This is a genomic window from Sphingobium sp. GW821-FHT02B05 (assembly GCF_059421905.1).
The window spans coordinates 316,568-328,264 of the sequence record NZ_JBWKVW010000001.1; the positions used below are offsets into that span (position 1 = coordinate 316,568).

14 protein-coding genes are annotated in these 11,697 nt (G+C 64.9%); 6 read left to right on the forward strand and 8 right to left on the reverse strand.

The features are described from left to right. Nucleotides 1-14: 14 nt before the first annotated feature. The 3 genes from AC07UX_RS01685 to rnhB are packed head-to-tail and all read left to right on the forward strand — an operon-like array spanning nt 15 to nt 1,724. On the forward strand, nt 15-251 hold the full coding sequence (locus AC07UX_RS01685) for a DUF1272 domain-containing protein (RefSeq protein ID WP_495190297.1): 237 nt from the start codon (nt 15-17) through the stop codon (nt 249-251). Beyond that, entirely contained in the window at nt 248-1,132 is an 885-nt protein-coding gene (gene thiD, locus AC07UX_RS01690; RefSeq protein WP_495190298.1) for a bifunctional hydroxymethylpyrimidine kinase/phosphomethylpyrimidine kinase, read from the forward strand. Before AC07UX_RS01685 ends, thiD begins: the two co-directional genes overlap by 4 nt. Continuing rightward, nucleotides 1,125-1,724 (forward strand): ribonuclease HII, encoded by a 600-nt coding sequence (gene rnhB / locus AC07UX_RS01695; RefSeq protein WP_495191751.1) that lies wholly within the window; start codon nt 1,125-1,127, stop codon nt 1,722-1,724. Before thiD ends, rnhB begins: the two co-directional genes overlap by 8 nt. A gap of 3 nt (nt 1,725-1,727) precedes the next feature. Here rnhB and AC07UX_RS01700 read toward each other — a convergent pair whose 3' ends face one another. The 8 genes from AC07UX_RS01700 to AC07UX_RS01735 all read right to left on the reverse strand — a co-directional run bounded on the left by AC07UX_RS01700 (nt 1,728) and on the right by AC07UX_RS01735 (nt 9,362). After that, nucleotides 1,728-2,144: a DUF2147 domain-containing protein gene (locus AC07UX_RS01700; protein WP_495190299.1), complete on the reverse strand. Its 417-nt coding sequence runs from the start codon at nt 2,142-2,144 to the stop codon at nt 1,728-1,730. 129 nt (nt 2,145-2,273) lie between these two features. Next, nucleotides 2,274-3,263, reverse strand: coding sequence for a type II secretion system F family protein (locus AC07UX_RS01705; RefSeq protein WP_495190300.1), 990 nt, complete (start codon nt 3,261-3,263; stop codon nt 2,274-2,276). Nucleotides 3,264-3,282: 19 nt separating this feature from the next. After that, nucleotides 3,283-4,281, reverse strand: a complete 999-nt coding sequence (locus AC07UX_RS01710; protein WP_495190301.1) for a type II secretion system F family protein — start codon at nt 4,279-4,281, stop codon at nt 3,283-3,285. Between the two features lie 54 nt (nt 4,282-4,335). After that, the gene (locus tag AC07UX_RS01715; protein WP_495190302.1) at nt 4,336-5,625 is read right to left on the reverse strand and encodes a CpaE/TadZ family protein; all 1,290 of its coding nucleotides are present in this window, start codon (nt 5,623-5,625) and stop codon (nt 4,336-4,338) included. Between the two features lies 1 nt (nt 5,626). Further along, a complete protein-coding gene (locus tag AC07UX_RS01720) occupies nt 5,627-6,280 on the reverse strand; it encodes a CpaD family pilus assembly protein (protein WP_495190303.1) in 654 nt (217 codons plus the stop codon). Between the two features lie 15 nt (nt 6,281-6,295). After that, nucleotides 6,296-7,822, reverse strand: coding sequence for a type II and III secretion system protein family protein (locus AC07UX_RS01725; RefSeq protein ID WP_495190304.1), 1,527 nt, complete (start codon nt 7,820-7,822; stop codon nt 6,296-6,298). 1 nt (nt 7,823) lies between these two features. Then, entirely contained in the window at nt 7,824-8,837 is a 1,014-nt protein-coding gene (cpaB, locus tag AC07UX_RS01730) for a Flp pilus assembly protein CpaB (RefSeq protein WP_495190305.1), read from the reverse strand. A gap of 51 nt (nt 8,838-8,888) precedes the next feature. Next, nucleotides 8,889-9,362: an A24 family peptidase gene (locus AC07UX_RS01735; protein WP_495190306.1), complete on the reverse strand. Its 474-nt coding sequence runs from the start codon at nt 9,360-9,362 to the stop codon at nt 8,889-8,891. Nucleotides 9,363-9,413: 51 nt separating this feature from the next. Between AC07UX_RS01735 and AC07UX_RS01740 the strand changes: the two genes are divergently transcribed. From AC07UX_RS01740 to AC07UX_RS01750, 3 genes are read left to right on the forward strand one after another with little or no spacing between them, the layout of a single operon-like run. After that, nucleotides 9,414-10,376 (forward strand): alpha/beta fold hydrolase, encoded by a 963-nt coding sequence (locus AC07UX_RS01740; protein WP_495191752.1) that lies wholly within the window; start codon nt 9,414-9,416, stop codon nt 10,374-10,376. 14 nt (nt 10,377-10,390) lie between these two features. Then, on the forward strand, nt 10,391-11,494 hold the full coding sequence (locus AC07UX_RS01745) for an NAD(P)/FAD-dependent oxidoreductase (RefSeq protein WP_495190307.1): 1,104 nt from the start codon (nt 10,391-10,393) through the stop codon (nt 11,492-11,494). A gap of 23 nt (nt 11,495-11,517) precedes the next feature. Further along, entirely contained in the window at nt 11,518-11,694 is a 177-nt protein-coding gene (locus AC07UX_RS01750; protein WP_120249452.1) for a YegP family protein, read from the forward strand. The last annotated feature ends 3 nt before the right edge of the window (nt 11,695-11,697 follow it).

Consider the following 11,697-nt stretch of genomic DNA (forward strand, 5'->3'; position numbering starts at 1 on the left):
AACGGAAATCTGCCATGCTTGAGATGCGCCCCGATTGCGAACGTTGCGGCACGGACCTGCCCGCCGATCAGCCCGGCGCGTTCATCTGCTCCTTCGAATGCAGTTTCTGCGCGCCCTGCGCGGAGGCGCTGGACGACCGCTGCCCCAATTGCGGCGGCGAACTGATGGACCGCCCGACTCGCGTGGGCAAGGCGCTGGCCAACAACCCCGCCTCTACGGTGCGGCATTTCACGGCCACATCCAGCCAGTGACCTTGCCCCGTATCCTCATCATCGCCGGGTCCGACAGCGGGGGCGGCGCAGGGATCCAGGCGGATCTCAAGACCGTGACGCTGCTCGGCGGCTACGGCATGACCGCCATCACCGCCATCACCGCGCAGAACACGCTGGGGGTGCAGGGCGTCCACCCGATCCCGACCGACATGGTGCTGGCGCAGATCGAAAGCTGCATCAGCGACATCGGCGTCGATGCGGTAAAGATCGGCATGATCGGCAGCGCACGAACCGCCAACGCCGTTGCCGATCGGCTCGCGCAGCTGGTCGATGTACCGATCGTCTTCGATCCGGTCATGGTCGCGACAAGCGGGTCCATGTTGGCCGACGATGCCACCATTGCCGCGTTCGATAAACTGATGCGGGTCGCCACCGTCAAAACGCCCAACCTGCCCGAACTGGAAGCGCTGACGGGCCGCACGATCGCCGATCTGGATGGGCTGGAGGATGCCGCGCAGGCGCTGCGCGACCGGACTGGCGGCGTCATATTGGCCAAGGGCGGCCATCTGCCGCAGCAGGCGCAGGATGACCAGCCGCTGATCCACGACCTTCTGGTCGATGAGGATATGGTCGCCGACTTCTCGATCAGGCGGATGGAAACGCGCCACAGCCATGGCACGGGCTGCACCTTGGCCAGCGCCGTCGCTGCGGGGCTGGGTGCCGGCCTGTCGCTGGGCGATGCCGTCGATCGGGCGGAAGCCTTCGTCGCGGCAGCTCTTCAAGCGGCGCCGGGGCTTGGGCAGGGTCATGGTCCGATGGGGCACGCCTTGGGCATGACGCCTTTCTACCATCTGCTCGCCGCGAAGGATGGCGATGGCTGGGACGCGGCGGCTTTTGCCGCGCGCTATGCCGATGCCTGACTTTACCCATGAACTGATCCACCATCCCGGCCTCGTCGCCGGGGTGGATGAGGCAGGCCGGGGACCGCTGGCTGGTCCCGTCGTGGCCGCGGCCGTCATCCTGCGCGCCGAAGACTGCCCCGACGGCCTGAACGATTCAAAGCAACTCAGCGCCAGGAAACGCGCCATGCTGGAAGGCCAGATCAAGGAGCGCGCCCTGTGCTGGGGCGTGGGCATCGCGACCGTCGCGGAAATCGACGAGATCAATATCCTCTGGGCAACGATGCTGGCCATGACCCGAGCGGTAGAGGCACTGGGCCATGATTGCGCGCATGTGCTGGTGGACGGCAACCGCTGTCCGCAATGGCGCTGGCCCTCGACCGCAATCGTGGAGGGCGATGGCAAATGCCTGTCGATCGCGGCCGCCTCCATCCTCGCCAAGGAGGAGCGTGACCGGATGATGATTGCGGCGGCGGCCGAGCATCCCCATTATGGCTGGGACACGAACAAGGGCTATGGCAGCGCCAGGCACCTTGCCGCACTGCGCGAACATGGCCCGACCCCGCTGCACCGGCGCAGCTTCGCTCCGGTAGCCCAGCTTAGCCTGCTGTAAGGATCAGCGAACCGGCGTCCAGGTCTGCGTCTTGCAGAAGAAGGCGATGCATCCCTGAACCTTCAGCGTGCCATTGGCATTGCGGCTGACCTTGGACGCATAGCTTTTGCCGCTTTCAGGGTCGTAGATCGTACCCTTCCACAATTCGCCATCATCCTTGAAGCCAGACAGTAGCGCCAGGCCGACCAGCGGCTTGGACTGCAACGCCGGATCGGGGTTCTTGATGTCGGTCTGCGGCCGGCCGGGGGTGGGCTTTACGATCTTTTCGATCTTGCCGCACAGATGCTTTCCGCATGGCGCGATCTGGACGATCGCCTTGCCGTCCACCGTGGCCCAGCGGCCGGTGACGGGTTGCGCGGCCTGCGCTGGCAGGGCGACGGCGGCGGTCAGGGTCAAAATGGCGATAGCTGCCGATTTCATGCGATCCACTCCTTGTCTTTGACATGCAGATAAGCATGAAAAAGCCCGTCCGCTACCGCCTTTTTTCGGCGGGGCGGGCGGGTCTTCCGGGCGACGCTACGGCAGCGCCAGTCCCGCTCTCCAACTTTTTTAGAAGGCGGTGCTGATCGAACAGGCCGCCGGACCCAGGATCACGACGAACAGGGTCGGCAGGATGAACAGGATGAGCGGCACGGTCATGATCGCGGGCAGGCGCGCGGCCTTTTCTTCAGCGCGCATCATGCGTTCGTGGCGGAATTCGGCCGACAGCACGCGCAGCGCCGACGCCAGCGGAGTGCCGTATTTTTCGGTCTGGATCATGGTCGTGACCACGCCCTTGACCGCGTCCAGCTTCACGCGGGTCGCCAGATTCTCAAACGCCATGCGCCGTTCGGTCAGAAAGCTCAACTCGATCGCGGTAAGCTGAAACTCGTCGCCCAGTTCCGGATAGGCCTTGCCCAATTCGCGCGCCACGCGGCTGAAGGCCGCATCGACGGTCAAACCGGCTTCGGCGCAGATCACCAGCAGGTCGAGCGCATCGGGCAGACCCTTGCGGATCGCGGCAGATCGTTTCTGCACCTTGTTGTTGATGAAGATGTCAGGTGCCTTGTATGACAGCAACAGCGCCACGGCGAAGGCGAAGAAGCGCTTCAACGGACCCCATTCGGGTTCGATGCCTACGCCATAGAGCAGGATCGCAGCAGCGCCGCCGACGAAGATCGGCATGAACATTCGGCCGAAGATGACCGCGACGGCCCAGTCCTTCGACCGGATACCGGCCTGCGCCAGACGAATCTGGGCCTCCTTGAGCTGGTCGTCCTGCAAGACCTTCAGGCTCGACAGGAACGACCGCATATGGTCGGTCGTCTGGTTCCGGCGCACCAGGCTCGCGCGGCGTTTCGCGGTCGAGGCGGTGATGCCGGCCTTGAGCTGCTCGCGCCGTTCGTTCAGCGCCTTGACGCGCTTGGCCATGGGATCGCGCACGGTCATGACGGCATAGAGCGCGAACAATATGGCGAGCGTCGCCAGCGCGGCCAGCAGCGTGCCGAAATCGGTGGCGGTCAGGCCGAACAGGGTGCCGGCGGGGGTAGGGGCGTCCATATTCTTTCTCGCTCCCTCGTCAGATTTCGAAATTGATCATCTGGGCCATGATGAAGGCACCGATGCCCATCCAGCACATGCCGCCGATGCCGACCACCTGCATCAAACTCAGCCCGAAGATGCCCGCCGGGTCGGCCGTGTAGAAGGGGCTCATATAATTGAAGTTGATGTAGGAGATCAGGCCAAAGACCAGAAAGGGCAAGCAGCCGATGATATAGGCGGATGCCTTGGATTCCGAAGACATCGCCCGGATCTTGAGCTTCATCTGCGCACGCTGGCGCAGCACGGTGGCCAGGTTGGACAGGGTTTCGGCCAGGTTGCCGCCCGTTTCGCGCTGGATCGCCAGGGTGATGACGAAGAACTGGAATTCAGCCGTACCCAGACGGTCGGCCGTTTCCTGCAATGCCTGCTCCATCGTCCGGCCGATCTTAATGCGTTCGGTGATGAGCTTGAACTCTTCGCCCACCGGACCTGGAATTTCGCTCGACACGATGCCCAGCGTCTCTGCGATCGGAAGGCCCGATCGCAGACCGCGGGTCAACAGTTCCAACGCATCGGGGAATTTCGCGGTGAACTTGCTCACGCGCCCCTTGATCAGACGGCCGACCCACCAGTGCGGCAGGCCAAGCCCGGCGGCCAGGCCGAACATCATCGCAAACAGGAAAGGGAAGCCGCGCAGCATCAGGAAGGCCGACAACAGCAGGAAGATGCCGGCGCAGGCCGTCATATATTGGCTGAGCGTCCATTTCTTGCCGGTCATCTTCAGACGCTTGGTCAGATTGTCCGGGTTGGGGATCAGCGATATCAGCATCTTGGCTTCGACGCCGGTATCGCGGTTGGAAATCACGCGGCGCATCCGCGCTTCCAGCAGAGCCTCTGCCGATTCGCTGTGGCGGCCACGGATCATCGCGACACGCCGCTTGCGCGCCTTGTCCGGCGACGGACCGGCAAACGCGATTATCGCGACGCCCGCAAGGGTCGCGATCAGCACCGTTATCAGGATGAAATTGCCGTCCATCTCGTCGCCCGTCTTTCAGGATGCCGCGCCGCGCCCTAGGGGCGGCGCATGCGATCAATTATCCAGCGTCGCCTTGTCCTTGCGGCGCGACGGCATCATCGATTTGAAATCGATCTTGCCGAGCAGCGAGTCGCCCTTCTTGCGAGCCGCCTTGGAACCAGCAACATTCGGTTCGGCGTCGGCGGCCCCCAGGACCTGGTCCAGCATGTCCATGCAGGCTGCGCCCACCTTGCTGCCCTTGGCCGCTTCCGCCAGGGTCTTGCCCAGTTTCGCCGCCTGCGATCCGATGCGCAGGTCGAACGGCACCATGACGTCCACCCGGCGCTCGATCGACTGTTCGAAATCCTTGCGGCTGATTTCCGGCGCGCCGGGATGGACGCGGTTGGCGACCACCAGCAAACGGGATTGCGGCGCGTTGCTCTTGAGCCAGGACAGGATACGGATCGTGTCGCGGGCGCCCGCCAGCGTCAGTTCGGTAACGATCAGCGTGACGTTCACGTCGGCCATCAGGTGCGGATGCTGGATCAGCATGTTGCGCGGCAGGTCGATGACGCTGCATTCGAAGGCGAGTCGGAATTCCTCCAGCAACTGGTAGAAGGCGCCGCCATCGGTCATCATCGGCTGGCTGATGGGCGCTTCGGCCGACAGGATCGCCAGCGTGTCGCTCGCCCGCACCATGGCGCGTTCGATGAACAGGCCGTCGATGCGGCTGGGATTTTCGATCGCGTCGGTCAGGCCGCGGCCCGGTTCCAGATCCATCGCCAGCGCGTTGGTGCCGAAATGAACGTCCAGGTCGAGCAGCGCGGTCGGGCGCTTCTTCTTTTCGGACAGCAGCCAGGACAGCGATGTCGCGATGCTGGATGCGCCGACGCCGCCGCGCGTGCCGATGACCGCCACGGTCGAATGCGGCCGTTCGGGTGCCGCATCGCGCGGCGCCATGAACACCGCCTGCGCCTGCGCCAGCGCATCGCGCAGCTGATCCGCGCCGAAGGGCTTGAGCAGATAGTCCTGGATGCCGCTGGCGACCAGATCGCGGTAGAGGCGGACGTCATTGACCTGGCCGGCGGCGATCACCACCGTGCCCGGCTCGCAGACTTCGGCCAGGCTGTTGATGTCGTTCAGCGGATCGCCGCTTTCGGACATATCGACGAACAGGATCTGCGGGCTGGCGGTGATGGACAGGCTCTGCACGGCGTTGCGCATGCCGCCCTTGTTCACCTTTTCCGGCGCCCATCCCATTTCGGCCGCGACGGCGCGCAACATGTCGAAACTGTGATCGTCGCAGACGAAGGCGTGGAACGGGTCGCGCTGGCCACCCAGGCCCGGTTTCCAGGGAGCGTTCATCTTATTGTTTTCCCCCTGCTGTCAGTTCTTTCAGGTCGCCGGCACCCGTCGGCTTCTTTTCGCGATAGGTGGTGATGGCGCGGTTCGATGTCGCCGTGCGCAGATCGCTGTCGCTTTGCTGCCCACGGACGAGGTCTTCCGGATTGGCGACCATCGCGGCCCAGTTGCTGTTGATGCCGCACCCGAAGTTGGAGGAGGATGCCAGGGTGCCGTTGGTTTCCTGCTTGGAATTCCAGTCGGGGCAGCCCGGTACGCTGGCCGTCGCGCGACGCACGATCAGCCGGACGCTGCCGGCCGGTGCCTGACCCGCTTCGGCCGAACTATCTTCGGCGACCAGCAGGCCGTGGCGCGCCACGACGTCGGAAATATCGTCGCGCAGCGCCGGATTATAATAGCCGCCATCGGTCGCCACGGCGATGTTGTCGCCATAGCCGAGGCCGATCGTGACGAACCATTCGTTCAGCCGGATCGCTTCGTTAGGCGTCAGGCCACCGCTCGATCCGGCCTGTACGTCGAAGACATAGGCATTGTGGCTGACCACCGGCTGATGCACCGAATCGACGCTACGATTGGATTTGGGAAGGGCATGAGCGGTCATCGGCAATGCCAGGACCGCGATGGCCGCAATGGCCTTGATCGACAGATGGGAAGTCATGTCTTTGTCCTTCCGTCAGAAGCTGAAGCCGGGTGCGGCGGCACCGGACTTGTTCGACCGGTTGGCCGGGGATGAAGACGCCTGCGGGCTGGGCACGACGGGCGTGGAGCCGGGCGCGCGCCGGGGCGCCTGTCCGGGCTGGCCACTGATGCCATCATTGCCCTGTTGCAGCAGCAGGCCCTGGGCCTGCGTGGCATTGCGGAAGCCGTCGGTAGGAAGGCGCACGTCCACTGCGTTCATCGGGCGCGCCAGATATGGCGTGATGACGATGACCAGTTCGGTTTCGTTGCGCTGGAACTGCCGCGACTTGAACAGGCTGCCCAGGATCGGGATGTCGCCCAGGCCCGGCACCTTGTTGATGGTGTTGCTGGTTTCGTTGTTGAGCAGGCCCGCGATCATGAAGGCCTGGCCCGAACCCAGTTCGACCGTGGTTTCGGCCGTACGGCTCCTGAGCGCCGGCACGGTCGAGCTGACGGTGAAATCCAGGCTCGACACGGTCGGACGGACGCGCAGCGAGATGCGGCCGTCGGCCAGCACGGTCGGCGTGAAGGCCAGCTGCACGCCATATTGCTTGAATTCGATCGAGTTGCCCTGCAACCCGTTGCCCACGGTATAGGGATATTCGCCACCGGCCAGGAAGCTGGCGGTTTCACCGGAGAGGGCGGTGAGGTTCGGTTGCGCCAGCGTGGTGGCCTGCCCGCTCGATTCCGCCAGGTCCAGGGCTGCCGCGACGTCGATCCCCAGCAGCTTGGCGACGCCGCCGATGCTGTAGCCGCCGTCGAAGGCGTTGTTGAACGTCCAGTAGCTGGGCGTCGCTGTCGCCGTCGATGTGCCGTCCGAATTCGCCGTGACCGTCGTTTCACCGCGCGTATAGTTGGCGAAACCACGGGAGCCACCGCCGATATAGCCGGCCGTACCCGAACCGCGATCGACCGACGCCAGGTTCACGCCGATCTTGTGGCCGATATCCTTGGTGACTTCGGCGATCTTGACCTGCAACATGACCTGAAGCGGGGTCGCCATCCGCAGGCGGCTCACCACGGTAACGTCCTTGCCGACGAAGGCCTGCGTCAGCCGCTCGGCCTCCGCTGCATCTTCGGGCGCCTGGATCGTGCCGGTCAGCAGGACCATGCCGTTCATCTTGTTGACCGCAATCTGCGCGCCCGGCATCGCCAGGCGCAGCATGTCGTCGATGCTGGTCAGGTTGTTGCCGACGCGGACCGTGCCCGAAAACAGCACCTTTCCGTTGGGGGCCGTGGCGAACACCGTGGTTTCGCCCGGCTTTTTCGCGATCAGGTACAGCTGGTTCTGAGAGCGGACATGGACATCGACAACATCGGGATCGGCGATCACGACGTCGGACATCTTGGCGTCCAGATTGACGACCCGGCTGCCGCCCACCGACAGCAGGATCGCATTGTCCTGCGCACTGGAGGGGGCGGCGTTGAGCGCGGTGGTCGGCGCGGCGACCGTCGCGACCGCCAGCCCCAGTGCGATTGCCGGAGCGGCAAGGCGCGGGGCGCGATTGTGCAAGCTCTTCATCTTACTTCCCCCCGACCGGAACTTCGGTCACTGTGGTGCCGCGCGCCACGCGGATGACCGGGCCTTGATAGGCGACGGCGCCGAGCGGGGCGCCGTTGCCGGCCATCATCGGCGACGCAGGGGCCTGGGCCTTGGCGGGGACGGAACTGCGCTGGTAACGCGACACGTCGGCGCCGGTCGAATAGGTGGAGCCGCGATCGACCGGACGAGCGGCCAGTTTCGCGATGATCGCCTTTTCGGTGTTCGCGTTTGCGCTACCGGGCAGGTCGACGTCGGTGCCAGCGATCGCGGCGTCCAGGTCGGACGCATTGTCGGCGATGGAGCGTAGCGACATCGAAAGCGACCCGATCGTCTGCGACACTGCGATCTTCTCGGCGATCTTGGGCGTCACTTCGATCGTGACGTTGGAATAGGTGCGCACTTCCGGTTTGCCGTCGGCGCCCATCGCATCCATGCGCTGGTCGGTGGCGAGCACGCGCAGGTTGCGCAGAATGGTTTCGGATACCTTCAGCGGATCGCCGTCGCCCCCGCCATTGACGCTCTGCGTCAGGACAAGGTCGATGCGGTCGCCCGGGAAGACGAAGCCTGCGACCGAGCTTTGCGCCGATACCGGCACCGTCACGGCGCGCATGCCGGGGCCAAGCGCGGCGGCCAGGAAGCCGCGATCGCCCGGCTTGACGATGCTACCCTGCGTCATCGGCTGTCCGGCGGTGATGGCGGTGCGCACGACGCTGCCGGCCAGCTTGGCGGGGTCGGCCTGACCGCGCAGATAATAGGCCTGTTCGATCAGATCCTTGGGCCAGGGCTGAAAACGAAAGCTTTCCGCGTCCAGGATGGTGCCCACCGGGAGCGCCTTGGTCGCGACCAGCACATGCGGCTGGTCGGCTTCGACCGGCATGTTCGCGGCGCTGACCTGCGGCGTGCTCGACGAACTCAACATGCTGCGTGCAAGCAGGGCTGTAGTGACCGCTATGATAAGCGCCCCCACCAGCAGCACGATCTTCTTAGCATCCATGACGAAATTCGCCTCCCTCAAATGGGTGCACTGCCCCCAGTGCCCCACTCATCACGCAAAATGGTTAAAATATCGTTCGCCAAGCAACCAAAGGGCTGAGATGGAGATGGCGACGCCATAAGGTATTTCGGGTTGCCCCGGCTTTTTGCTCATCCGGTGGTGGATGACCGTGACGATCGTGACCAGCCCGCCCAGCATCGCCATCAGAACGATCAGGGACAGCACCGCCTGCCACGGGAACCACAGCGCCAGCGCGCCGAGCAGCTTGACGTCGCCGCCGCCCATCATCCCGACCGCAAAGAGCGCGGCAAACAGGATGAAGACGATGGCGCCGACCAGCAGCTGCACGGCCATGCCGGGCCAGACGTCCAGCCCGCAGGCCAGCCACCACAAAGGGGCGAGCGCCGCGACGGCCAGGTTCAACCGGTTGGATATGATGCGGGATCGCAAATCCGTGATCGCCGCCGCGATCAGCAGCGCGCTCAGGGCGCCGATCAGCGCCATCTGGAAAAATTCCCCCGTCATGGGGCTTAGGCCCTAGACCATATGGCTTACCAAAGCGTAACCATGGGGACGATGGATTTACCCGACTTCCCGCCGCATCCCGTGACGGCCGCTTTCGACCGGCGCGCCTGGCCGATGGGCGGACGGCTGGATTACTGGCATGCGCCCGATGGCTGGCCCATCCGCCGCTATCGGTTGGGGTCGGGGTCGCGCGGCCGCATGCTGGTGCTGGGCGGGCGCGGCGACATGATCGAAAAATATCTGGAGGTGATCCACCATTGGGCGTCGCGCGGCTGGGCCGTCACCAGCTTCGACTGGCGCGGGCAGGGGGGATCGGGCCGGCTGGCCGACGATCCGCTGTGCGGCCATATCGATGACTTTGCCGACTGGATCGCCGACCTGGACGCGCTGGCGGCGGACTGGCGCGCGGAGGGCGAAGGGCCGACCGCGATGGTGGCGCACTCCATGGGGGGGCATATGCTGGTTCGCGCACTGGCGGAGGGGATGAGCCCACCCGATGCCGCCGCCGTGGTCGCGCCGATGCTGGGCGTCCATAGCGCGCCGCTGCCGCGCTGGCTGGCGGTGGGGATTGCGCGCGCGATGGTGCGCACCGGCCATGGCCGGGACCGCGCCTGGACGCAGAAGGAACAGTCCGACCGGCAGCGCAAGATGCGGCAGAAGCGACTGACGCATGATCCCGATCGCTATGCCGACGAAATCTGGTGGCGCGACCATAGCCGGGAGATTGCGCTGGGTCCGCCCAGCTGGACCTGGGTATTGCAGGCGCTGGAATCGACCCGCGCGCTGGAACGATCCGAAGCGGTCGCGCGCATATCCACGCCGATGCTGATCCTGGCGACGGCGGCGGATCAGCTGGTGTCCACGCCTGCCATCCGCCGGGTCGCGGCGCGCATTGCGACGGCGCGGCTGCATGTCTATGGGCGCGAAGCCGCGCATGAAATATTGCGCGAACTGGACCCGGTCCGGTGCGACGCGCTGGCCCGGATCGACGCTTTCCTGGACGAGACTGCTTGAGGCGGAATGGGCCGTTGAATCATCCCGATATCGTAATCGTAGGTGGTGGCATCGCCGGCGCCAGCCTTGGCGCGCAGTTGGCCGCCCATGCCCGCGTGCTGATATTGGAGATGGAGGATAGCGCGGGCTATCACGCCACCGGCCGCTCGGTGGCCTTTTGGGAAGAAAGCTATGGTGGTCCGCTGGTCCAGCCGCTGACGACCGCATCTGGGCCTTATCTGTCCGCACCCGATCCCGATTTTCATGATCGCAGCTTCCTGTCGCCGCGCCGCGCGCTGCATGTCGGCCGGGCAGAGGATGCGCCGTGGCGCGACGCCTTGATCGACGAGTTCGCCGGCAAGGTCGATTTGCGCGTCGTCGATCCCGCGCCGCTGATGCCGGGATTGCGGCCGGACTGGACGATCGGCGTGCTGGAACAAAGCTGCCAGGATATCGACGTCGCCGCACTGCATCAGGCAAATTTGCGCCAGTTCCGCCGCCTGGGTGGTGACGTGCGGTTGGCGACGCGGCTATATGCTGCGCGCGCGGAAGGTGGCGGCTGGCAGGTCGATACAGGGGCCGACATTATCCATTGCGGCTTGCTGGTCAACGCCGCAGGCGCTTGGGCCGATCAGGTCGCAACCGCTTGCGGCGTTCGGCCGATCGGCATCACCCCGCTGCGCCGGACGGTCGTGCAATTGCATATTCCCGGCTTGTCGTCGCCCGATCTGCCCCGCTTGATGGACCTGCGGTCGCGCTTCTATTTCAAGCCGGAGGGGCGTGACCGCGTGTGGCTGACGCCGCATGACGAAGTGTCATCGCCCCCCTGCGATGCCGCGCCCGAAGAACTGGCCGTGGCGCAGGCGATCGCCCTGTTTCAGCAGGCGGTCGACTGGCCGATCGCGGCAGTCGAGCATAAATGGGCGGGCCTGCGCAGCTTCGCGCCCGATCGCGCGCCGGTCTATGGCTTCGATCCGGATCATCCGGGCTTCTTCTGGTTCGCGGGGCAGGGTGGTTTCGGCATCCAGACATCGCCAGCCGCGGCTTTGCTGGGGGCCGCGCTCATCACCGGCGACGCACCGCCCGCGGCCATTGCCAAGCTCGATTCGCGCCCCTATTCTCCGACGCGGTTTCGCTGACGCAACGAATCTGGAGGCATCCCATGGCGCACAAGTTCGTAATCGAGAAGAACAAGGCCGGCGAGTTCGTCGCCAAGTTCAAATATAATAGCGAAACGATCTTCTGGACCGAAGGCTATGCCAGCAAGGCCGGTGCGAAGAACGCAATCGAATCGGTGCTGAAGAACGGCCCTGGCGCGCCGGTCGAAGAGGCCGAATAAACG